At 35.1% G+C, this 25,196-nt stretch carries 17 protein-coding genes and 2 pseudogenes; 12 read left to right on the forward strand and 7 right to left on the reverse strand.

The window, feature by feature from the left end; translation table 11 throughout:
• Nucleotides 1-94: 94 nt before the first annotated feature.
• The 4 genes from IGK82_RS09120 to rseP form a co-directional block, all read right to left on the reverse strand.
• Nucleotides 95-1,552, reverse strand: a complete 1,458-nt coding sequence (locus tag IGK82_RS09120) for an amino acid permease (protein ID WP_002356790.1) — start codon at nucleotides 1,550-1,552, stop codon at nucleotides 95-97.
• A 211-nt stretch (nucleotides 1,553-1,763) separates the two neighbouring features.
• A complete protein-coding gene (locus IGK82_RS09125) occupies nucleotides 1,764-6,119 on the reverse strand; it encodes a PolC-type DNA polymerase III (RefSeq protein ID WP_002381593.1) in 4,356 nt (1,451 codons plus the stop codon).
• 250 nt (nucleotides 6,120-6,369) lie between these two features.
• Nucleotides 6,370-8,088 carry a proline--tRNA ligase gene (locus tag IGK82_RS09130; RefSeq protein WP_002359769.1) on the reverse strand — a complete coding sequence of 573 codons (1,719 nt, stop codon included), beginning with the start codon at nucleotides 8,086-8,088 and terminating at the stop codon, nucleotides 6,370-6,372.
• 71 nt (nucleotides 8,089-8,159) lie between these two features.
• A complete protein-coding gene (rseP, locus tag IGK82_RS09135; protein WP_002359768.1) occupies nucleotides 8,160-9,428 on the reverse strand; it encodes an RIP metalloprotease RseP in 1,269 nt (422 codons plus the stop codon).
• Between the two features lie 415 nt (nucleotides 9,429-9,843).
• Between rseP and IGK82_RS09140 the strand changes: the two genes are divergently transcribed.
• The 4 genes and pseudogenes from IGK82_RS09140 to IGK82_RS09155 all read left to right on the forward strand — a co-directional run.
• Complete coding sequence (locus tag IGK82_RS09140) at nucleotides 9,844-10,623, forward strand: SDR family oxidoreductase (protein ID WP_010709706.1); 780 nt, start codon at nucleotides 9,844-9,846, stop codon at nucleotides 10,621-10,623.
• A gap of 84 nt (nucleotides 10,624-10,707) precedes the next feature.
• Nucleotides 10,708-11,310 (forward strand): YczE/YyaS/YitT family protein, encoded by a 603-nt coding sequence (locus IGK82_RS09145; RefSeq protein ID WP_002393123.1) that lies wholly within the window; start codon nucleotides 10,708-10,710, stop codon nucleotides 11,308-11,310.
• Between the two features lie 605 nt (nucleotides 11,311-11,915).
• Nucleotides 11,916-12,248, forward strand: coding sequence for an ATP-binding protein (locus IGK82_RS09150; protein ID WP_002362869.1), 333 nt, complete (start codon nucleotides 11,916-11,918; stop codon nucleotides 12,246-12,248).
• Nucleotides 12,199-12,770: pseudogene (locus tag IGK82_RS09155) on the forward strand (CHAP domain-containing protein); the annotation flags it as partial. The gene IGK82_RS09150 and the pseudogene IGK82_RS09155, both read left to right, overlap by 50 nt.
• A 50-nt stretch (nucleotides 12,771-12,820) precedes the next feature.
• Here IGK82_RS09155 and IGK82_RS09160 read toward each other — a convergent pair.
• Both IGK82_RS09160 and IGK82_RS09165 read right to left on the reverse strand, forming a co-directional pair.
• Nucleotides 12,821-13,414: a response regulator transcription factor gene (locus IGK82_RS09160; RefSeq protein ID WP_002362865.1), complete on the reverse strand. Its 594-nt coding sequence runs from the start codon at nucleotides 13,412-13,414 to the stop codon at nucleotides 12,821-12,823.
• The gene (locus IGK82_RS09165; RefSeq protein WP_002404120.1) at nucleotides 13,411-15,372 is read right to left on the reverse strand and encodes a sensor histidine kinase; all 1,962 of its coding nucleotides are present in this window, start codon (nucleotides 15,370-15,372) and stop codon (nucleotides 13,411-13,413) included. Before IGK82_RS09165 ends, IGK82_RS09160 begins: the two co-directional genes overlap by 4 nt.
• Before the next feature lie 460 nt (nucleotides 15,373-15,832).
• On the opposite strand from IGK82_RS09165, the gene IGK82_RS09170 reads away from it, so the two are divergent.
• The 8 genes and pseudogenes from IGK82_RS09170 to IGK82_RS09205 all read left to right on the forward strand — a co-directional run.
• Nucleotides 15,833-15,970 (forward strand): hypothetical protein, encoded by a 138-nt coding sequence (locus tag IGK82_RS09170; RefSeq protein WP_002414657.1) that lies wholly within the window; start codon nucleotides 15,833-15,835, stop codon nucleotides 15,968-15,970.
• Nucleotides 15,971-16,144: 174 nt separating this feature from the next.
• Complete coding sequence (locus tag IGK82_RS09175) at nucleotides 16,145-17,875, forward strand: asparagine synthase-related protein (protein WP_002414658.1); 1,731 nt, start codon at nucleotides 16,145-16,147, stop codon at nucleotides 17,873-17,875.
• 57 nt (nucleotides 17,876-17,932) lie between these two features.
• Nucleotides 17,933-18,181 (forward strand): PqqD family protein, encoded by a 249-nt coding sequence (locus tag IGK82_RS09180; RefSeq protein WP_002362859.1) that lies wholly within the window; start codon nucleotides 17,933-17,935, stop codon nucleotides 18,179-18,181.
• On the forward strand, nucleotides 18,181-20,472 hold the full coding sequence (locus tag IGK82_RS09185; protein WP_002407163.1) for a lasso peptide biosynthesis B2 protein: 2,292 nt from the start codon (nucleotides 18,181-18,183) through the stop codon (nucleotides 20,470-20,472). Before IGK82_RS09180 ends, IGK82_RS09185 begins: the two co-directional genes overlap by 1 nt.
• Nucleotides 20,473-20,523: 51 nt before the next feature.
• Nucleotides 20,524-21,231, forward strand: coding sequence for an ABC transporter ATP-binding protein (locus IGK82_RS09190; RefSeq protein ID WP_002378542.1), 708 nt, complete (start codon nucleotides 20,524-20,526; stop codon nucleotides 21,229-21,231).
• A gap of 2 nt (nucleotides 21,232-21,233) precedes the next feature.
• Nucleotides 21,234-22,019: an ABC transporter permease gene (locus IGK82_RS09195; RefSeq protein ID WP_002362855.1), complete on the forward strand. Its 786-nt coding sequence runs from the start codon at nucleotides 21,234-21,236 to the stop codon at nucleotides 22,017-22,019.
• Entirely contained in the window at nucleotides 22,019-22,747 is a 729-nt protein-coding gene (locus tag IGK82_RS09200) for an ABC transporter permease (protein ID WP_002401908.1), read from the forward strand. Before IGK82_RS09195 ends, IGK82_RS09200 begins: the two co-directional genes overlap by 1 nt.
• Before the next feature lie 827 nt (nucleotides 22,748-23,574).
• Nucleotides 23,575-23,712, forward strand: a pseudogene (locus IGK82_RS09205) (site-specific integrase); the annotation flags it as partial.
• 85 nt (nucleotides 23,713-23,797) lie between these two features.
• Here IGK82_RS09205 and sufB read toward each other — a convergent pair.
• Nucleotides 23,798-25,192, reverse strand: a complete 1,395-nt coding sequence (sufB, locus tag IGK82_RS09210) for a Fe-S cluster assembly protein SufB (RefSeq protein WP_430605086.1) — start codon at nucleotides 25,190-25,192, stop codon at nucleotides 23,798-23,800.
• Nucleotides 25,193-25,196: the final 4 nt, after the last annotated feature.

A 25,196-nucleotide genomic window follows, 5' to 3' on the forward strand; every position in this document is an offset into this window, starting at 1 on the left:
GACAGAAAAAAAACGTGAGATAAACAGTCCTATTGACCATTTATCTCACGTAAAATACTTAAACTGACTATTTTATCCTTGGACATGTAACCAATTATTCTGCTGAATCAATTGGCAAAATCGTGTCTTTTTTCTCGCGACGTGCAATTGCTGGTAAAATCATTCCTAATAGAATTAAGACGATTGGTGTCACAATGTTAGAAGCTAATTGGAACAACCAGCCTTGAGGGTCTGAAGCATACTCAAATTTAGGCACCATTCCTAGGATACAAGCAAAGGCTGTAAATAGGAAACACCAAAGACCAAACACAAAACCAATTTTAGGATTTTTAACAAATTTATATTCTGAATTAAATTGTTTGTATGCTTTGTTTAGAAGCATATAGGCAAAGAAGACCCATAAGTAACGCATTGGCATAACTACAGAATTTAAGTTAGTTAGCCATTTAACCACTTCGTTCATGTCCTTCAACCCAAACATCGGTAAAGCGATAATAATACTTACTAAAATACCTGTTAATAGGTAACCATTAATTAACGTACCTTTTTTCGTACGTTTACGTAACCAACTTGGAACAAATTCTGGATCTGCTTCAGCTAAAAGAATTTTCAGTGGAGCATCAATTGAAAAGGCTAACGCAGCCACTTGACCCACTGTATTCGTTAACGCATAAACAATCATTAAGAGATTACCGACACCATAATACGCGCCTAATTTTTGGAAGGCACTATAGGCACCATTTGCCATTAAATCTTTAGGAATATTGTCACTTGAGAATAACATTCCCATTGCAAATGAACCTAAAACAGCCGATAAACCAACCATTGCTGCTAGGAAAATCATTCCTTTAGGGAACTCTTTGGCTGGATTTTTAGTTGCATTTACGTAAGGAGAAATTTTTTCAGCGCCACCTACCGCAAAAACTAACATTGATACGGTTGTAAAATAACTAAAGTCAAATTTAGGAATGTAGGTGCTGACTTGTGACATGTTTGGCGTCGCAAATTCAACCGTTGAATTAATAAATGGTGCGCCTACCGCTAATAAAATAAATAAAATAGACATCACAAACATGGCGGTTCCAGCTAAACCACCAATAACTTTTAAGGTGGTTAACCCTTTTGTTGATAATAACAAGAAAACCAAGAAAATTATTAATGAAATAAATGATACCGTTACGATTGGCATCGTATTGACTAAGTTTCCATTCCCTTGAACTGCCCAACCTAAGGCAATTAAAATTGCTTGTGGTTTTTGTGCCAAGTAAGGAATGTGCACTACCCAATAAGTCCATGCTGCATAATAGGCTAGACGTTTAGTACTGGTATTTTGCACCCACGAACTAACTCCACCATTGCTGTCTTTAAATGTTGAACCTAACTGTCCTACGATTAACGCATAGGGAATAAAATATAAAACTAAAATCAAAAGCCATGAAGTGACCACTGAAATCCCTTGTTGTGCATAATTATTCACAACATTTCCAAGACCCCAGACCATGTTAAAGGCAATTAACCCGACGGTGAACCATCGTAATTGCTTTTTGTCCATATAACCAATTCCTTTCTTATTAAAAAAAATAAAGCTCTTCATTTATCATAAGCATTTTACTTTTTATGCACAAGCTCAACATAATTAAATAAAGATGGCTTTTTAATAAGTAATTAAAACGCTTCTAGCAATGATTTTCTAATTTATTTGATGACTAAAAAAGGCCGGTGAATAAGTTGCTTCACCAGCCTTTTTCTAAAAGATTTTTCTTTTATAACATATCAAATAATGATAATTGGTTTTCATCTGGCAAGTCTTTTAAGACACCATTTTCATTCATGTATTCAATCAACGTTTTAGAAACTTTGCCTCGTGTTGCCAAATCTTCTTTCGACAAGAACGGTTGCTCTTCTCGCGCAGCGACAATGGCTTTCGCTACGTTGAGGCCTAAACTTGGCACTGCTCGGAAAGGTGCAATCAAGGTATCCCCTTCGATCACAAAATTTTCAGCATCTGATTTGTACAAATCAATCATGCCAAATTTATAGCCCCGTTCCAGCATTTCATTACATAATTCTAAAACCGTTAATAAGTTTTTCTCTTTAGTGGAGGCGTCCATCCCTTTGTCCGTAATTTCTTTCATTCGTGCTTTCACAGCTTCTTTCCCTTGTGACATTGCCACTAAGTCGAAGTCATCCGCCCGAACGGAGAAAAATGCACAGTAATATAAGATTGGGAAATAAACTTTAAAGTAAGCGACCCGCAACGCCATTAATACATATGCTGCCGCATGGGCTTTCGGGAACATATATTTAATTTTAGAACAAGAATCAATATACCAGTCAGGGACGTTGTTTTCTTTCATCGCATTTAAATACGTATCCCGTAGTTCATCAGGAATCTTATTCCATTGTCCTTTACGTACCGTTTCCATAATCTTAAAGGCCATCCCACTGTCCAAACCAGCATGAATTAAATAAACCATGATATCATCCCGACAACCAATTACTTCAGCAAGATTGGCTTCGCCACGGCGAATCAATTCTTCTGCATTCCCTAGCCACACATCGGTTCCGTGAGACAGTCCAGAAATTTGAAGTAATTCTGCAAAAGTTGATGGATGCGTCTGTTCTAACATACCTCGAACGAAACGTGTCCCAAATTCAGGAATTCCTAAAGTTCCTGTTTTAGAATAAATTTGCTCTGCATCCACACCTAGAACATCAGGTCCTTCAAAAATACGCATCACTTCTGGATCGTCTGTTGGGATGGTTTTTGGCTCAATCCCAGATAAATCTTGTAACATCCGAATCACGGTCGGATCATCATGTCCTAGAATATCAAGTTTTAAAATATTATCGTGAATGGAATGGAAATCAAAGTGCGTCGTTTTCCATTCTGCCTCTTGATCATCAGCAGGGTATTGAATTGGCGTAAAGTCATAAACATCCATGTAATCAGGAATTACAATAATACCGCCGGGATGCTGCCCAGTCGTCCGTTTAACCCCTGTTGAACCTTTGGCTAAGCGATCAATTTCAGCACCACGCAAATGTAAATTATGATCTCTTTCATATCCTTTAACAAAGCCATACGCTGTTTTGTCGGCTACTGTACCAATGGTTCCTGCCCGGTAGACATATTCTTCACCAAAAAGAACTTTCGTGTAGTTATGGGCTTCGGCTTGATAATCGCCAGAAAAGTTCAAATCGATATCAGGAACTTTGTCGCCATGGAATCCTAAGAACGTTTCAAAAGGAATATCGTGACCATCTTTAAACAATCGAGCGCCACATTTTGGACAGGCTTTTTCAGGCATATCAAACCCTGAACCATAGGAACCATCTTCATAGAACTCAGAATATTGACACTCAGGACAATAATAATGTGGCGCTAAAGGATTTACTTCAGTAATCCCTGTCATTGTCGCAACAAAACTCGAACCGACAGAGCCCCGTGAACCAACTAAATAGCCATCTTCATTACTTTTATGCACCAGTTTTTGAGAAATTAAATAAATGACCGAGAAACCATTCCCGTTAATCGAATTCAGTTCCTTTTCTAACCGTTTTTCGACAATTTCTGGTAAAGGATCGCCATACAATTCGCGCGCACGATTGTAGCTTAAATCAGTGATCTCTTGTTCAGACCCAGGAATTTTTGGCGTATACAAATCGTCTTTTACTGGAATAACTTCTTCACATAAATCAGCGACTTTGTTGGGATTTTCTACTACAATTCGCTTAGCGACGTCTTGTCCTAAAAATTGAAATTCCGTTAACATTTCATCGGTGGTTCTGAAATGAACCTTTGGTAAACTATGGCGATTTAACGGATTAGCGCCACCCATAGACCCGACTAAAATTTTCCGATAGATAGCATCTTCTTCATTTAAATAATGAACATTTCCAGTGGCGACAACCAGCTTGCCAAGTTCGTCACCGATTTTCACTAGATTACTAATAATTTCTTCCAAATCTGCTTCATTTTTCACCAATTCTTGTTCAATTAATGGCGCGTAAACTGGTTTGGGCATAACTTCAATATAATCGTAGAATTTGGCACGATTTTTTGCTTCTTCGACACCTTTTTGCATCATTGCTTCAAAAATTTCGCCGTTTGAACATGCAGAACCGATTAAAAGCCCTTCTCTTAACTTCGATAATTGCGAACGAGGAATCCGTGGTACTCGGAAAAAATAATCTACATTGGACATGGAAATCAATTTAAAAAGATTTTTTAATCCTGCTTGAGTTGTTGCTAAAATCGTTGCATGGAAAGGTCGAGCTCGTTTGTATGAGTCTCCTTCGCCAATATGACGATTCAAATCATCATGGAAATGCATATCATGATTCTCTTTCGCTTCTTTTAAGAAAATCCAGCACAAATGACCCGTTGATTCCGAGTCATAGATGGCGCGGTGATGTTGTTCTAAGTTGACGCCAAATTTTTTCGATAAGGTATTTAGACGATGGCTTTTGAAATGTGGATACAAGAATCTGGATAATTCTAATGTATCGATGACGGGATTAGCCGCTTCAGGTATTCCATGTTTGCCATAACTTGTGTTTAAGAACCCCATATCAAAAGAAGCGTTGTGGGCCACTAAAATAGTTCCTTCTGAAAACTCTTTAAACATGCGTAAAACTTCTTCTTCGGACTTTGAGCCGCGCACCATTTCATCTGTAATCCCAGTTAAATTGATCGTCGTTTGAGATAATGGATGACCAGGATCAATAAACTGCTCAAAAGTCTCAATGACATTTCCTTTGTGCATTTTGACAGCGGCCAATTCAATAATTGTATCATAAACAGCGGAAAGCCCCGTTGTTTCCACGTCAAAGACCACATAGGTAGCATCTGTTAATTCAATATGTTCTTCGTTGTAAGCAATGGGTACACCATCATCAACAATATTGGCTTCCACGCCGTATAAAATTTTAACGCCTGCTTTTTTACCTGCAGCATGGGCATCAGGAAACGCTTGGGCGCCGCCATGATCCGTAATTGCGATGGCCTTATGACCCCATTTCCCCGCTTGCGCCACCAAGTCACCGACTTTATTGGTCGCATCCATTGTACTCATGTTACTATGCATGTGTAATTCTACACGTTTTTCACCTTCTGGCGCGTAGTCTTTTCTTGGCGCATGGGCGACTTCCATCAAATCTTGAGCATTCATGACTAAATCACGCATGAAGGTATCTTCTTGTACACTACCACGAACACGAATCCAACTTTGCGGTTGAATCGCATCAAAAACTTGTTCATCTTTTTCCCCATTCGAAAATTTCTTCACCACGAAAGAGGAAGTATAATCAGTAATTTTCAAAATTAAAATTTTTCGTTTAGAACGCAATTCACGCACTTCTTTATCAAAAATAAAGCCTTCAATCGTTATCCGACGTTCTTCTTCCAGTATGTTTCCCATTGGCATAATGGGTTCATCATTGGGAATATTCCGACCTAAACGAATTGGACCATCAAACGCAGGCGCTTGTTGTTGTTTTTCTTTTTTCATTTGTTCATGTTTAACAAGCGATTCAGCAGCTTGTTGTTGAAAGGCTGCGGCTTGTTCTAATTTTTGCTCTTCAAATTTTTTCAGCACTTCTGCAGCTTGCTGTTGATCCATTTTTGGTTCAATATGAAATTTAGGAAACCCGTAAGAGAAATAAAGTTCCTCAATAATTGGTAAATATTGTTGCTTCAAATAAGGAATAACTGCTTCATTATCAACAGGTAAGATAATTTTCCGATCTTCAAATTGTGGTGTCTGTGTTTTTAAGACTTTCTGAACTAACGGCGTATTGCATTGACTATTTAACAAGGCCAATTGCCAATAATCCGTTAATTGTTCCTCTGTAAATGTTGTCTGATTTGTGGTTATTTGAACGGAAACCTGCGCAATTTGTTGAAAAGCTAGTTCCAATTGTTGCATAAATGTTTGATATAGCATCACTGGCATCAATTCATCAAAACTTAAATGAAATTCCCATAAGCGACTTTGTTGGTGAACAATGACCTTGTCAATCCGGCCATTTTGAATTAAGGGATGTTCTTTCGCTGTGTCATCTAACTGAATTTGCGTCATCAGTTTATCAAATAAATCGCGTGCTTTTTCTGTCACAAAATGAACCTCCTTCTATCATTGAAAAAAGGCCCTCAGACAAATCTGTCAAGTGCCTTTTTTCGGTTTCTCTGCATTCGCTTCTCTATTAAGTATACTCGTTTTTTGTAAAAAAACAATCTTGTTTCTTTTCTAAAAAGAGCTAAGAAGAGCTTGAAGCAAAAATCACTTTAGATTTTTGCTTCAAGCTTAAACGCTGATAAGTGGCGGAAACAGTTTATCCTAATCATTCTGTCCGCCCTTTTCATTATTATTCCACTTCTGATGTTGTGTTCATCAAAATAGAAAGTGTACTTTCTAATTCTTCTTTGCGTACTTCCAACATTTCACCAGTACGTTTGATTTTGACTTCTACCACACCATCGACTGCTTTTTTCCCGACTGTGATACGGATTGGACAACCAATTAAATCAGCATCAGCAAATTTTACGCCTGCGCGCTCGTTGCGGTCATCAACTAATACTTCGTAGCCCGCTTCGGTCATCATTGCTTCAACTTCTTGTGATAGTTTTGTTTGGTACTCATCTTTCACATTCATTTGGACCACGTGTAAATCAAATGGCGCAATTCCTGTTGGCCAATTAATACCACGCTCGTCTGCATTTTGTTCAACGATTGCTGAAAGTAAACGACTAACGCCGATGCCATAGCAACCCATGATCACTGATTTTTCACGACCGTTTTCATCTAAAACTGTTGCGCCCATAGCATCACTATAACGCGTTCCTAATTTAAAGATATGACCAATTTCGATTCCTTTAGTAAAGGCTAAGACACCATTGCCATCAGGAGAAGGATCGCCTTCTTGAACAAAGCGTAAATCTTCGTAACTAATTGGTTGGAAATCACGATCTGGATTTACATTTGTCAAATGATAGCCATCTTCGTTAGCTCCAACAATGGCGTTGGCTAAATCTTGAACAGCTAAATCTGCATAAATTTTAACATCTTCGGAAACATTGACTGGACCAATTGAACCAAAGCCCGCTCCTAAGACACGGCGAGCATCTTCTTCTGTTGCTTCATCTAAGAAATCAGCGCCTAAGAAGTTTTTCAATTTGACATCATTGACATCATGATCGCCACGAACCAAGACCATTACTGGCTCTTCATCGGCAATAAATAGTACTGATTTAATAATTCGTTGTGGCTCAACTTCAAAGAAGTTTGCCACTTCGGCAATTGTACCCACTTCTGGTGTTGCAATTTTTTCTAAATCTAATTGTGTTTCATGTGATTTTTTCGGCGTATAAAGACTTGTTGCCATTTCTAAATTGGCAGCATAATCACTTTCTGTTGAATAACAAATAGTATCTTCCCCAATTTCAGAAATCGCCATAAATTCTTTAGAATCTTTACCACCCATGGCACCACCGTCCCCAATAATGGCACGGAATTCTAGTCCACAGCGTTCAAAAATGCGTGAGTAAGCTTTTTCGTAATCACGGTATGATTGATCTAAACTAGCTTCATCGGCATGGAAAGAATAGCCATCTTTCATGATAAATTCACGGCCTCTTAATAAGCCAGAACGTGGGCGTTTTTCATCACGATATTTTGTTTGAATTTGGTATAAATTCAAAGGTAATCGTTTGTAAGAATTAATTTCATCACGAATTAATTCTGTGAAGGTTTCTTCATGCGTTGGGCCTAAGATATAGTCACGGTCATTGCGATCTTTTAAGCGATACAAGTTAGGTCCATAAGTTTCATAACGGCCTGATTCTTTCCAAAGTTCTGCGGGTAATAACGCAGGCATTAACATTTCAACTGCATCAATTTTCTCAAATTCTTCTCGCATAATCGTTTTTAATTTTTCTAAAACACGATTGGCTAAAGGTAAATAAGAATAGATCCCTGCAGCGACTTGACGAATATAGCCTGCGCGCAACAGAATTTGATGACTTAAGACTTCTGCATCATTTGGTACTTCTCTTAACGTTGGAATTAACATTTTTGACTGTTTCATTAAAACTCTCCTCTATTTTAAAATCAACTATTTTTGATTTCTTTACACACTTTTTTACTTAAACTTTCTCCTTAAAAGAAAAAGCGTTGAATATCGTTCCAAGTAACTAACACCATTAACACCATGACAAACCCAAAGCCAATTAACGTAATGATGCCTTCTTTTTCAGGACTAATTGGTTTTCCACGTACACCTTCAATAATGTTTAAGACAATTTTCCCGCCATCTAAAGCTGGGATCGGCAACAAATTAATAATCCCTAAGTTCATTGACAACATGGCCATTAAGAATACAACTGTACTTACTCCAGCATTGGATGCTTCTTCCGATAATTTAAACATCATGACTGGCCCACCTAGTTTGTTTAAACTAAAGCCTGTGAATAGTGAGCCGAGTGCTTTAAAAATCTGTGTCGTACTATTCAAAGTATCCTGAATACCGCCCATCAATTTTGACGGTAAATCGGTTTTCATATAAGGATAAACGCCGACTTTACCAATCGTTTGTTTTTCCACTTTTTGTTTTTCTGGTGTCACTGTTAGTTGCTCTTCTTTGCCGTTACGCTCAACTACGAACGTTAACGGCTTTTCGGGGTTCTTCTGCACAATGGTTGTAAAATCTTCGTATTTTTTGATTTTTTGATTATTAATCGATAAGACTTTATCGTTTTCTTTCAACCCAGCTTCTGCGGCTGGGCCATTAGGAATCACTTGTCCAATTTGATTCGTGTTTAAATCAGTGACGCCTCCTTGTAGAAAGACCGCTAACGTAAACAGAATAAACCCTAAGATAAAGTTATTCATGGGTCCCGCAAAGTTCGTCAAAATGCGTTGCGATAATTTCGCTGATTGAAATTGAACGTCAAGTGGCGCAATCCGCACCTCGGTTCCATCACTTTCAATAATCGTTGCATCATGGTCAACTTTATAAACGGTTTCTTCTTCCTCGTTTCCATTGACATAGCCCTTGATGAATAATTCTTTTTCAAGATCAAAATCAATGACTTCCATCGGAATACTATGAGGTAATTGTACTTTTTTACTTGTATTAATTTTAACCACATTACCCACGGCATTTAACTCAACAGATAGAGGCATACCTGGTGTGATTTCTGTCATGTCTTCACCCATCCCAGCCATTCGCACATAGCCACCAATTGGCAATAAGCGAATCGTATAAGTGGTGCCATCTTTTCCACGATGCGCAAAAATCTTTGGTCCCATTCCGATTGCAAACTCACGAACTAAAATACCCGCTCGTTTTGCAAAATAAAAGTGGCCAAATTCATGTACGAGGACAAGAATACCGAAGACAATAATGAATGTGATAATTGTTTTCATAGATGTCCTTCTTCCTTCATTCACTGACGTTCAGTGCTTTTTATTATTACATGGGAAAGTCTCGTAAAACTTGCTCTGTTCCCTTCCCGATAAACCAGTGCAACTGTTTACTGAGAACAGTCGCCACTGTTAGTGAACAAATCTTTCCTTATGTAAGACAAGTTTTATTTTAGCATATTCACTCATAAATAACCATTGGACTTGACCACTTCGCCTAGATATTTTGTGTTTTTTTAGAAAACTCTATAAATGAGAGGAATTGATTACTACGACCAGTATTTTTTTAAAGACCTTCAACAATAGTAGCTAACTTTAGAGCCTAAACTTTTCCGACAGTTTGTCGTATTTTATCAACACGCTGATTGACATGTGCTACCATGAAAGTATTAATAGTAATTTTAGGGGGAATGAATCAATGTATGGAGAATTACATGGTAAAGTGGCCGTTGTCACTGGTGCAGCTACGGGTTTAGGATTATTTATTACTCTGCGTTATATCTTAGAGGGCATGAATGTTGTTGCTGACTATGTCGGTGAGCTGCCTAAAGAATTTGAAGATGTCCAAGCCAAGCACGCAGATCGCGTAAAATTCGTGAAGGCTGATGTCTCTAATGAAGAAGATATTAAAGCGTTAGCTGAAACCGCTTTAAAAGAGTTTGGTCATGTTGACATTTGGGTAAATAACGCCGGTGTGGAGGCTTCTTTTCCGACAATTGATATGCCATTAAAAGAATGGCAACGTGTCATTGATGTCAATTTAAACGGTGTCTTTTTGGGTTCTAGAGAGGCACTCCGAATATTTAGAGATCAAAAAATCAAAGGGTCAATCATTAATATGTCCTCCGTTCACCAAAAAATTCCTTGGCCAACGTTCGCCCACTATGCGGCAAGTAAAGGCGCAACCGAAATGTTCACGAAAACAATCGCTTTGGAATATGCGGAATATGGTATTCGTGCCAACTGTATTGCGCCTGGAGCGATTAACACACCTATTAATGCTGAAAAATTTTCCGATCCCGAACAGTTAAAACAAACAACGAGCATGGTTCCTATGGGCATTATTGGTAAACCAAATCAAGTAGCTGCTGCGGCCGCTTGGTTAGCTTCTGATGAATCCTCATACGTAACCGGAACAACACTCTTTGTAGATGGCGGGATGTCTCTATACCCTTCGTTCCAACACGGAGCTGGTTAAAAAGTAGTCTGCAACAAAATTCTCTATGAATTTTTGTTGCAGACTTTGTACTATCACACACAAAATCTATTCAGGAGGCTTACCATGAAACTAGTCAAAAATGTTCTTTTAATTTTAATTGGTTTAGTTATTATCGGGATTGGCGCATCCACTTTAAGAGTGGCAGGTTTAGGAGTTGATCCTTTCACTGCTATGAATATCGGACTTTCTTCAATGTTTGGTATGCAATTAGGCATTTTTCAAATTATTGTCAATGCGTTTATTTTATTCTATGTCTATTTAAAAAACAAAAAAGCCATTGGTCTAGGAACTATTTTAAATATGCTTTTAGTAGGGATTTTGATTCAACAGATTTCTACTTGGCTTCAACCTTACGCCGATAGTTTAGGAGGCTCAACAATTGGCAAACTACTTTCTTTATTCGTCGGAGTCCTGATTTTTACATTTGGCTGCGCCTTATACATGGCTACAGATCAGGGCGAGTCCCCCTATGATGCGATTGCGCCAACCATCTGTCAACAAATCAACAAACCTTACGCTTCTGTTCGAAAAGCACAAGATTTGTTGGTCCTATTAATTGGCTTTATTGCTGGTGGTCCAATTGGGATTGGTACAATTATTTGTGCATTTGGTGCTGGTCCACTCATTAGTTTCTGGAACAAGTTACTTCAACCTTTAGTAAAATAATTTTTTAACTAAAATATAAGAAAAAGCGATGACTCCATAGAGATTTTCTTCTCGAGTCATCGCTTTTTTATTTGTACTTTCTTTGAAGAAGCATGATTAGTATGTTTCTTGTTTGGCTTTCCGTTGTTATTTTGGTTGATTATTTTGTTGGTAGAGTGAAAAACTAGCTGACAGAGCCTTCCAGCAAAGGGTTAGTTTTTTTAAGAGCTTCTGATAAGCTCTAATCGTTGGTATGACAGCATTATTCTTTTTCTTAGAATGTTGTGAAATACCAGTGATTTTTTTCAATTGTAGTTAGTTTTGATTTAGTTTCAAACCGTTTCAACTATAAAAATATGGATACTTTTGGATAGTTTTTAGTAAGAAAAATGCGAGCTAAACGAATAACTATAACAAAGTCAGTTTTCATGAATAAATTAATTACGACAAAAGAGTTATTTACAAACAAGAACGTACGTTTTTATAATAAACCTAGTGTTACAGTTTAAGTGCAACACTAAATTATTCTACTTGAAAGGACGATAAGTATTTGTTATTGATTTAAATTCTTTAAGCGAAATAATTTTATTGTCGTTCACTTTGAAAAGAGTAACACCAGTAAAATAATGCTCCTCGCCTTTATATTTGTACTTTTTGAATTTGTACATTTCTTCCCCTTTCAATGTGTTCAATTGTTTTATAGTACAATTATACTAAATGATATCACCGATAAAAAAGCCAATAGCCCGCACATTGCCATCACTGGACCCACTGTAAACGGAAAATCTTACTTGGCAAAGTTCATTTTCTTCCTCTCCGTTTTAATGAATGGAAAAGGCTTGTACGTTGACCCTAAATCTGAGTTTTTTAATCGGATTATGGAGGTGATCAATCATCCACTTTATTACGATTCAATTCTCAAAAACTCAAGCAGATGGAAAAACAGTCACTTACACTAATCCTATAGCTATCAACATAGGCTATGATTATCGTTATGCGTATGGCAATATGTTTTATGCTCAAATTGTTAAACAATACATCACTTCTATTTCCAACAACAATAGTCAAGGGAATTCAGCTATTGTAAAAGCAGCACTTAAAGAATTGAATGAAGGAATACATAAGGGTGGAACGAAATATTGGCAATGGTATGGCTTTAATGGACGTGTAGAATGGTGCGCTATTTTTGTTTCTTATAATGCTGAAAAAGCTGGAGTTAAAATGGAACATTTTGCCTATTGCCCAACTGGTATTGAAAATTTTAAAGCGAATAACCAATGGTTTAGGAAAGGAAGTTTGCCTAAAAATGGGAATATCATCTTTTTTGATTGGGATGGTGATTCTATCAGTTATTACGTTGGGATTGTTGAGAAAGTAGAAAATGAAGTTGTTTACACAATTGAAGAGAATTCAGGAAACAAAATTGCTAAACTAAGTTATGAAAAAATAGCCCTTATATCATGGGTTATGGTATTCCGTAAACAGCATATCTTTCTGAATAAATGTTTGATAATTTCAACATTTTTTAGTATCAATATCCTTTTACTCTAATAATTCCCAATTCAATAGCTTGAATAATTGCAGAAATGGTTGAATTTACCTCTAGCTTATTATTTATGGATACAAGATGATTATTTACTGTTCTTCTACTGATATGAAGTTGTTCTGCTATCTCCTGCTGCTTAAAACCTTCTGCAGCACATTTTAGTATCTCTTTTTCTCGTTTACTAAGAACATCTAATGTACTTTGGCACTTGGGTAGCAGATCAGTTCCATGATGTATTTTTTGTAAATCATCATACAATTCTTCAATTGTTACATTTTTATTTAATAGTCCCCATGCTCCAGATTTTATTGCTTCATTCTTGTATTCAATTAAATCAAAACCTGATAAAAAAACTATTTTTTGATTTGGAAATTTTCCAATAATTTCTTTAGATATTTCAAATCCACTTAACTCTCCAATATGGATATCCAATAATGCTAAATCTGGTTGCTCATTTTTTAGTTTATTTAAAAAAAATTCTGGATTAGTAAAACTAGTAATTGAGACATCCATTGGTTGAAATGCAATTTCAAGACTTTTAGAGAAAAGTGCATGATCGTCTAATAAATATACTTTCATGAATCTATATCCTCCTTTGCAATCGGTAAAGTTATTGTAAATTTTGTACCATGTGGATTTACAGATGATACTCTCATTTTTCCATTTAATGAATTAACCTCTTGATTTATTGATAGAATACCAAAATGTTTATTTTCAAATCCTCTAAGTTTTATTTTGCTATAATCAAAGCCTGTGCCATCATCTTGTACAATACATTCTATATAAAAGTCCCTTTGAATGAGATAAACACAAACTACTGTTGCTCGAGAGTGTTTTAGAGCATTAGTTATTAACTCTTGTATAATTCGATAAATATGAAATTTCTCTTCTTTTTTTAGATGCATTTCTTGTGGACAATAAAAATGAACAAATATAGATTCTTGTCCCTCATTGAATTTATCACAAAGAATTCGAATGCTTTGCGACACAGGCACTGTTTCAATCGTCGAAGGATATAATTCAAATATCTTGTCTCTAAAAGTTTTATTTAAAGTATCAAAAGTTTCTAATACTAATTTCTTTGTTTCTACATTTTCAGTAGACATAGATTCGATTAGTTTTTTTAAAGCCAAAATATTTTGTAAAACATTGTCATGAATAAAAAATGAAAAATCTTTATGAAAATTTTGCACCATGTTTAAATATTCATAATTCACGTATTCATCATAAGATAAACTTTCTATTTTTAATGATTCTTGTTTAATATCATATAAGCGTTCATTTTCAATAATTATTTTACCAGCAACACCAACTAAATCATATATTTCTTCATGTTTCATACTCGCCAAGTCAAAGTCTTTTTCTCTATCTATGAGTAACCAACCTAAAATTTGTTTATTCTCAAAAAAAGTGAATTTTCTATATTTATTGTTGTGATAATGGAATATGTTAGAGTCGCGTTCAAATTCAGCAATAATTTTATTCGTTAAAATCAGTTTAGAAAATTCTCCTGAGCTAGACAAAATATATGGTTGGTATTGATCTTTCCAAACCATTAAATAACTATTTATTTCGTAATGTTGCAAAAAGATTGTACTAATTAAAGTACTTACTGAAGACAAAGTCTTTTCTTTACTGATAGTTTGTACAAAATCGATCTTTTCTTTTTGGAAATCTTTCTTTCTTTGTTGAATTCGGCTCACCTCAATACTACTCAAATACCAATTCTTCAAATAAAGGATAAACAAAATCAGACAATAAAAAATAGAAATAAAATAGATATCAAGTATTGATAATCGAAGAAAATAAAAATTAATAATGAAGAAGATTCCTATACAAATAATATGGATAACTAAATTTATAATAATTGATACTTTATCTAAGCTAATTTCATTACGTTTTATTAAAATAATTCCGACTGTGATTGGGATAAGAAAAAGAACCAACCCACTTAAAATAGAAGTAGAAATAATTAACGAAAATAGCGATAAAACTAGTATTCGAATTAGAAAAACTTGTTCTTTTTTTGTTCGAATGGTTAGTCGATCTTTTCCTTTAAAATATAAAAATAAACAACCAAAAATATCCAAAATGATTACTATACTCACCATCCATATGAATTTTTCAAAATTAAGAAGCAGTAACATGGATACAATAATAGATTGTATAAATAAAATTTGATCAATTTTTTTAGAAACAGATAAAATCGAAATTAAGTTAAAAGTGACAAAAAACTTATAAACAAAGTAAGGTAAAAATGAAATTAGCAGGGATTTGACAGGATGCACAAAAGAATAAGGAAATAATCCTATTGCTAAGGAAATGGAAGTAAAAAAAGTAAGTACAGCGAAGTATCTAATCTTTTTAATATCTTTAGAGACAAAAATAATAACTGCGCAAAAAAGAATAAGTACAACAATAATCGGTACAACAGTTACTGCTTGCGATCCATACAAATAGTCATTCTGCTTAATAGTAAGTAGAGCTATCACTAAGAATACAAATAAGGATAACAAATAAACAAATTTTTCTTTCATACACTTTTCTCCAATCTAAGTATTCCTTGAATATTCTACAGTTCTTCGTTTTTTTAAAGATACTAATTTTGAATTTATAGTTTGAATAAAATTTTCTAATATCCCACTAATGTATTAAACAACACAGATTTTATTCATACTCCACTCTGTGTATTTTTTAATGATATCTTCATCTTACTCTTTCTTAAATAATTGCACAATATACTCATTACAAATAATCCCTTTTTTTGTATGATTAATATATAAGTTGAATAGAAAAAAGCTACTTAACCTTAAAAACAACGAATTAAGAGTAATTTATTTCCTGATTCTAGCTGTTTTGTTCTATTGTTTAACTAAAATATAGATGTCAAGAATTTCCTATACTCATTTTTCAGTACTAAGTAATCAAGGTAACTATTTTCTAATTTACTTGAATTAGAAAATTTAGTATACACCAACTATGAAGGAGGTGAACTCTATGACAAAGCAAAATTACAGTAAACCATCAATTGAAAAAATTGCAGGTTTTAAAGAATCTACTCGTGGTCTTTGGACAGGTAAATTTAGAGATGTATTTGGTGGACGCGCTCTTTTCCAAGTTGTAATTTATTACTAGGACAGAAAAATGGGAAATAATTATGCTAGCGGTCATCGAATTACATAATTATGCCATTGGTCATCGAATTACATAATTCGATGACCTTTTTAGTAATCCGCATAGTCTTTATTTAGGGAGGTGCTTCTAATTATTGTAAACAAATCAAATATCTCTATATCCTCAAAAAAATTGATGTTTCAAAAACGTATTACTACAGACTACACTAATATACTGCTGGTATCCAATACCGAGTACTCTCAACATACACACGATCAATTTGAAATTTACTGTATTTCTTCTGAATATTCAAGAATATTTTGCAATAAAGACCAATTTAACTACACTACTACAGAAAACATGTTAGATTATCTTCAAGCAAATATTTCTAAAGGCGTATTTGTTTTAATAAATAAAGAAGGGCTATTTATGGGAGGATCATTATTTGATGTTTCTCTTTCATGGTTGGACTCAAATGATGAACTAATCATTAGTGATTCATCAGCAAATATCGCATTATTTCTTAATTTACCAATTTCTAAATCGGCTCTTGCATTAAATCTAATTCATAATTTACCATACTACCCATTCCAAAATATTCCCTTATGGGAAAAAGTAAACACGATCCAACCATTCTATATTTTGAAATGTACAACAAATGGAATCTTAGAACCCATACAAACTTGGACACCTCCAAACTTAGAAAACAAAGTCGAATCTATTTATTCAAAAATACGAGAGCGGCTTCTAGAATTGCTTAGTCAAAATACAGTTAGTTACTCTGAGATATCCGCTGACCTTTCGGGTGGAGTTGATTCAGCAACAATTATTTATATCTTAAAAGCACTTCAAGCTAATGTTAAACTTTATCACGCAAATGCTGATAGTGAATGGAATAGCGATTCTACATGGGCAAAATTAATCTCAAACGATATCAACGTCATATTTACTTCATTACCTTCTTTAGGTAGCTCGGGAAAAAATTTTGAAATTGATAGAGATTACTCAAACTCAGTGTTACCAGATTCTCCATTATTTTGGGCAGATACAGAGGGATATGTTGAATCCATAGAACATTCAGCATTAACTCCCGCCAATGCCACTCATTTTACAGGTCTTGGCGGGGATGAATTATTCACTCCTATGCCTGCTAACGCATGGTCTCTTGTACGACAAAATAAATTACGCAGTATAGACTTAGGCTTACGATATTGTTTACTAAATCGGATTCCTATTTCAGTTGGGACAGTAGATCTAATAAATAATAATTCCTTTAAGGAAGCTGTAAAAAATGAAATAGACAAAGGATTTGGTTATGCTAAACCAACTCGTCAAAACTCCGCACTCAACTGGTGCGGTCCAGTCACGGTACCTAATTGGCTTACGAAGCCTTACCGAGAATTAAGTTATAAAGTTCTAATAAATAAATTAGATCACACATCGAATTCTTTAGATTCCGATCGTTCTCGACACCAAATGATCGAGTCTCTACTTTTTCAAAGACATTTGGTAACTCAGATTAACAACATATATGGTGTTAATGGTATGACTTGGCAAGCTCCCTTTTTAGATGTCGATATTATTAATTACTCGTTAGCTATACCAGCTCGTTACAGACAAGATCACACTGTAACAAAATCGATTTTATATAATGCCACTAAAGGACTTGTTTCAAAAAATATTTTTACACGTGGATTTAAAGGAGACTATTCCACAAGTTTGTATAAAAGTTACAAAGAAGCCGTAAAAAAGCATTCCCAGCAAGTGCACCAATTCAAATTAGTTGAATTAGGAATTGTAGATGCAGATATACTAATTTCTGAATTATCAATGCCTTCTGCTCTACATACTAGAGTTGAAGCCTTTGAGAGATTAGCAGCTGTTGAACGCTGGCTTCGTGTAGCTTTAAAAAAGAACTCAAAATAAAAGGAAGTTGCTGCTTACCTAGTTGTAGTTATTTTCTAAAAAGGAGGAGTAATATTAATGAGAAAAGTAAAAAGAGAGTTGAAAATTATTAGCCAAGATGATGGTGCAATTGTTTTGGATAAAAGTAGAGGAATTTATTTCCAAGTAAATGCTTCTGGAGTTTCTATGTTAGAAGGTTTGAGTAAAGGATTGACGATAGAAGAGTTAGCACTACAATTGGAAACTTCATTTTCTCTAGATAAAGCTCAAGCGGAAACAGATGTTGCCGAGTTTATGGCTCTTTTGAAGGAGATGAAACTTGCATAATGAATATCCAACTTTTTCCAGAACAAATAGATCCGGTATCTTTTAGTGCAAGATTTCTGGCTCGTTTGAGTTTAATACTATCTGCACCGCTTAATTGGATGTCCCCTGGGAGAATTGAAAAAATATTGGTGAAGCTAATAAAAAACAATCCTCCCGCATCAGAAAAACAGGTAAAAATTGCGCGAAACGCAGTGTGTATCGTAAGTAGTAGATGTAGAAGTCAAGAAGGATGCCTTAGACGATCGCTTGCTGTTGTAATAGTACTATGGCTACAACGTAAATCAGTAAGTTGGTGTACTGGGTATGCACAAGAGCCATTTAGAGCACATGCATGGATAGAATTGAATGAATGCCCTATTGGAGAACCCGTAGAAGTTCAAATATATTCTAAAGCAATATGTGTTCCACACCGTTCAAATGATATTCTCAGAAAGGAATCGTATTTGAAAAAAATAAAACAAGAAAATATAGAACGTAAAAAGAAGGAGTCCGAAATTGTTAATCCTGAAGACCATACGCCCTCAGTAAATATTAGATCCCTGTTTGCATTAGCAAAAGGGCATAATTGGGAATTCATTTGCGTTGGAATATTAGGATTAATCAGTGCAGCTTTAACCCTCGCTCAACCTAACCTTGTTGCTAATTTAATTGATCAATCAAATACAGGAATTAAGATTAATTCAAGTTTAGGAATTCTCATTGTAGTATTGATACTATCTACGATTTTAACGGCTGTTCAATATTATCTGCTACAAATAATTGGTGAAGGGGTCGTTTTTAAAGCGCGAAAAAGTTTAATTAGTCATTTATTAAGATTGCCAATCCACGAGTACGATACAAGAAGTGTAGGTGATTTACTAAGCAGGGTTAGTGGTGACTCTTCTAAATTGAGAATGGCTTTAATACAAGTGAGTATTGCGCTCAGTAGTGGTTTTTTAGTTGTTGTTGGGGCAGCTATCGGGATGATTTTGAGAGATTCCTTGCTATTTTTTATGGCTCTTTCAACAGTTTGTGTATCTTTTATTGGAACCATCATTATGAGTAAAGCTATACAAAAGGCTAGTTTTTCTGCACAAAAAGAGTTGGGAAAATTGAGTGGAGATATCGAACGTGATTTACATGCTATCAGAACAATTCGTGCAACAAACGCAACAGACAAGGAGGAAGAAAAATCTAAATTGCAAGCAGAACGATTGCGTAATATTGGAATAAGATTAGCTAAAATACAAGCATTCATGACTCCTATTTCTAATATGACTCTGCAACTATCTGGTCTAATTGTACTGGGAATAGGTGGATACCGTGTGTCTATTGGTTTAATGTCTGTTGCTGACTTAATTGCATTCGCTTTGCTACTCTATACAATGATTGGTCCGATAGGACAAGTTTTCAATGCCTTCGGGGGCGTTGGCGAATCACTCGGTGCTTTTGCTAGAATTCGCGAATTATTAGAACTTGCATTAGAAAGTGACTATGATGTCACTCCCGCTATTCCCCCCAGTTCAAATTTAATAACTGAGGAAACTGCAGTCTATTTTGAAAAAATCAGCTTTGGATATAATAAAATGAAATTTGGTTCTGATCCTAAGGAAAAAGAAGATAGCATGATTCTCAAAGAAGTAACGTTACGTGCAGAAAAGGGAAAAAGAACTGCAATTGTAGGTCCCTCAGGCGCAGGAAAAAGCACATTGCTTCAATTAATTGAAAGATTTTATGATCCTGACAGTGGCAAGATATTCGTTCAAGGAAAGGATTATAGGCATTATAGCAGAGAGGAGCTTCGGAACTTCATCACTTATGTTGAACAAGACGCTCCTGTTATATCTGGGACACTACGCGACAACCTACTTTTAGGAAATTCTAAAATATCTGATTCAAACTGCATCGAAGTATTGGAAGAAGTCAATCTTCATCATTTATTAGATAGAAATTCTAAAGGACTTGATATGCAGGTTGGAGAATCTGGTGCAAACCTCTCTGGTGGAGAAAGACAACGTTTGGCTATGGCACGCTCTCTTTTATCATCTGCAGAAATTGTGTTACTTGACGAATTAACCTCTAACTTGGACAGCTTAAATGAATTAGGAATGAAAAAGGCAGTGGATAAATTAAAAGGGAAAAAAACAGTTATCGTTGTAGCACATCGTCTATCCACAGTAATTGATTCTGATATCATTTATGTCCTTGAACATGGTAGAGTTGTCGGTTCAGGAAATCATAATGAGCTAATTGATACAGTTCCACTTTATCGAGAATTAGCGAAAGAACAATTTGTGGATAGAGAACTGTAAATTTTTAATTTAAGAACAAATTAAATAAAAAAATTTAAAGGAGCCATACTATTGAAAAATATTGTCCTTTCAAATATATGTAAACAACATAAAAAGAAAAATATACTAGAAAATATAACTTTTAAGGCTAAAGAAGGACGCATAACAGCTTTTCTTGGACCTAACGGAGCTGGAAAGAGCTCTACACTTAGAATACTTCTCGGTTTAGACCTGCCTTTATCAGGAACAGCCACTTTCGGTAAAAAAAAGTATAGTAATTTCATCTTTCCATTACAAATTGTCGGATCGGCATTTGATGGGATTGGCGGAACTCCATCAAGAAAAGTTAAAACACATCTGAAAATCATTGCAAAAAGTAACAACATCCCGAATAAACGTATTTCAGAAGTCTTAGATCTTGTCGACCTATCAAATAAAAGTCATGCACAACTTGGAACCTTATCTTTAGGTGAAGGGCAAAGATTAGGTATTGCTATTGCTCTGCTAGGAGATCCCCAATATCTGGTTCTTGATGAACCAACAAATGGTTTAGATCCCATGGGAATAAAATGGTTTAGAAATTTTATTCGTAGACAAGCTGATCAAGGAAAAACAGTATTACTCTCCTCACACTACCTTTCTGAAATCGAAGCTATTGCGGATGACGTTGTTATCATTAACAAAGGTCAGATTGTTGTTACTGGTGAACTTCATGAAGTGATGCAAAATATTGAAACATTAGAAGATGTATTCTTTCTACTTACTGAGGGAGGAAATTAATCATGAGTTTTGTTAAAGTAACTTATTCCGAATTTTCTAAACTGATAAATAGTCGTGGATGGTGGATAGTTTTTGGATTAGTAATCGTGCTTCAACCCTTACTTGGATTATTAGAAGCGGATCAATTACTTTCCATAGGATTAGATGCAACTCCTGCAACACATCCAGATTTATTAGAAGCTATGCCTCCATTAGATTATTTTGGTTTTGATGCCGCTCTATTTGGAGTACTTCCAATTGTAATATGGGGCGGAATTAGCGGAGCTAATGAATATAAAAATCATAATTTACGTACAACCATGTTATATAGTAATAAGCGTAAAGAACTTTTTAATGCCAAACTACTAACTATTTTGATTTCTACTATATCAATTTCATTCATTTCAATATTTATTACCGTTGCGATTACACATGTTAGATTAGGTAGTTTAGGATTGAATCCATTCATTTTAAGTCAAACTACTTGGAAGTTTATTGGCTACACTACATTAAATTGGATATTATTAACGGTTTTATCCTTTTTGATTGGCTTACTTTTTAGAAATATGATTGTTCCGTTGATATTTCTAGTTCCTCAAATCTATAATCTTGGAAGTTATCTAGCAGAGAAATGGCCCTGGGGGGAATATCTACCCGTAGCAGCAGGAAATTTTATTGTTGCTACTCCGGTTAAATCTTATCCTCATGATCCAGCAAAAGGTACATTGATACTTCTTCTATGGATATTTTTTTCTATGTTAATAGCATTCTATTCGTTTACTCGTAGCGACGTGGGAGGAAAATATTGATGGTTAAAAATATTCTTCAAAGTGAAATAATCAAATTTTTCTCTTATAATTGGTGCTTATTCGGCACAGTCGGAACCATTTTAGTAGCTCCTGTAATATTATTTTTTTCTGGAATTGGAAATGATCAACCTTTGGTAACCAATGAGATATTATCCATGAGTATACGTAATTTTTTTTTGAGTCAAGCGGGACTTGTTATAATAGCTGCTAGTTTCTTCGGTCAAGAATATTCAAATTCATATTTACGTACAACTTTACTAACGATACCTGCTCGAATAAAACTCATTACTACTAAACTATTTCTTCTAACAGTTATCGTATGGATTATTGGTTTATTCTCCAGTTTAATTTGCTTAGGAATTGGTATTATCCAATTTAACGGCTCTTTTACTCTCTCTTTAATTCTTGAATTTTTGATTAAAGTGATTATTGCAATGTTAAGTTGGACGCAAATAACTTGGATTACAGTCTTTTTGACCATCATTACCAAATCACATATTTTACCAATTGCAATAATGTTCTCTCTTATTCTTGGATTAAGTCAAATGTTATTCGCAATGACTGCATTTGCAAAATACTTACCCGATTTAGCAACCATGAATCTTTTTTTTTCAACCCATACAACTACTTTATTAAATGGTTCTCAGGGTTTATTAGTTCAAAGTATCTGGTCCTTATTTCTTAGTCTAATTTCATTTGGATTGATTCAATATCGTGATGTTCGATGACTACCTCTTCACTTTCCTTAAATACTACTATATAGAAACTATCAAAAATCAATTGATAGTTTTTTGTTGTTATTGAATGGCTTTAAAACCTCTTATTAATAAAGAAGTGATTATTTTGAATTTATTAGAAGAAAAAAACGCTTATGAAACTTATAGTTGAATTAATCTATGAGAGAAAAGCAATTACCAGTCTTTGTGAGACAATCGAAAAACGATTAAACCAAATAGAAAAAATTGATTACGCAAAATTTAATGATCAAAAAATAAAGACTACTTCTATTCTCACGACATTATTTCTAAAAATATCTGCTACATTTTTAAAACTTCTGGCATACCGATGAATGCTTCACAAATTTATTCTGTAATCACAAAAAAATCTACATTTCAATTTAGGTTATAACAATCTAGTAAATAATATTTTACCAAAAATGCCAGACGATAATAGCTTACCTGTTAAAAAAGTTCATAAAAGTTTTTGGCAGTATAGACATCAGGAAAAGTCACATAGATATAGGAGGTAGTTTACATGGACAATACTCCAAGCGATAACAAACTAAAAAAATACATTCATATAGGTGTACTACACTATCATGCAAACAACTATTATAAAAAAAGAGGAACTACTCCACTAGACTACTCTTTACCTATTTTCACGATATCACGCTCGATTCTTCTTACACATATAACTATTTTAATATTATCAATATGTCATCACTTGACTTGAAAAACTTTGAAACTTATTTTGAAGATGAATTGCTTATATAAGCAATCAAACAACTTAATATTAAAGAAAAGAGATTTCTGCTAGAAAAATATGTTGTAAAAAAGAAGATATTATGTACCGTGTCGGCCATAAAGATTCAAAGATGACTCGACAAGTATATAACTACTTCTACCCCGAACGTAAGGAGCGTAGCGCTGACCAATTCGCTCAGTTTATTGAAAAGGAAAAATATCTTTTCTAAAAGAAATTGTAGTTAGTTTGCTTTTTTGAAAAAAAGAAGCACCAGAAACATTGATAAATCAACATTTCTAGCGCTGAAAAAGGTTTTACCCCACACTACCTTCCATCTCATAACTAATCAACCGATTCAACTCAACCGCATATTCCATCGGTAATTCTTTCGTAAATGGTTCAACAAAGCCCATAACAATCATTTCTGTCGCTTCGGCTTCAGATAAGCCGCGACTCATTAGATAATATAATTGTTCTTCAGAAATTTTTGAAACTTTGGCTTCGTGTTCTAAGGACACTTGGCTGTTATGGATTTCATTAAACGGAATCGTATCTGATTTTGATTTTTCGTCCATGATAATCGTGTCGCATTCGATGTGGGAAATCGAGCCTGCGCTGTCTTTGCCAAAAGTCACTTGACCACGGTAGTTAACTTCGCCGCCATCTTTAGCAATTGATTTTGAAACAATTGAGCTAGAGGTATTCGGCGCATTGTGAATCATTTTGGCCCCAGTATCTTGGATTTGGTTAGCGCCAGCAAAGGCAATCGATAACATCGTGCCACGGGCACCTTTGCCATCTAAGTAAACGCTTGGGTATTTCATGGTTGTTTTAGCTCCTAGGTTCCCATCAATCCATTCGACAGTGGCACCTTCGTAAGCTTTAGCACGTTTGGTTACTAAGTTGTAGACGTTATCTGACCAGTTTTGAATAGTGGTATAACGACAATAAGCATCTTTTCTAGTGAAAATTTCTACGATGGCCGCATGCAAGCTGCTACTTGAATACGTGGGTGCCGTACAGCCTTCGACATAGTGAACGCTGGCCCCTTCATCGACAATAATCAAGGTCCGTTCAAATTGGCCGGTATTTTCAGCGTTGATTCGGAAATATGTTTGTAATGGTACATCAACTCGAACGCCTTTTGGTACATAAATAAAGGTTCCACCTGACCAAACAGCTGAGTTTAAAGCGGCCAGTTTATTATCTGTCGGCGGCACAAGTTTTGAAAAATACTCTTTGAATAGGTCAGGATATTCTTTTAAAGCAGAGTCAGTATCTGTAAAAATGATGCCTAATTTTTCAAATTCTTCTTTCATGTTGTGGTAAACAACTTCTGATTCATATTGAGCAGAAGCCCCAGCTAGATAAGCACGCTCAGCTTCGGGAATCCCAATTTTTTCAAAGGTTTCTTTGATTTTATCAGGTACATCATCCCAATCGCGTGCGGGTTTGTCACTCGGTTTTTGGTAATATTTAATTTTACTAAAGTCAATATCTGACAGGTCTGGACCCCATTCTTGCATGGGCATTTTATTGAATTGTTCTAACGATTTTAAACGGAAGTCAAGCATCCATTCTGGTTCGCCTTTCACGCGAGAAATTTCGCGAACGACGTCTTCTGTTAGGCCGTCTCCGGTACTAAAGACTGGTTCCACATCGTCGTGAAAGCCAAATTTATATTCTTCTAATTCAGGTACTGTACTCAATTCG

The sequence above is a fragment of the Enterococcus sp. AZ197 genome, from assembly GCF_050556405.1.
Lineage (GTDB): Bacteria > Bacillota > Bacilli > Lactobacillales > Enterococcaceae > Enterococcus > Enterococcus faecalis.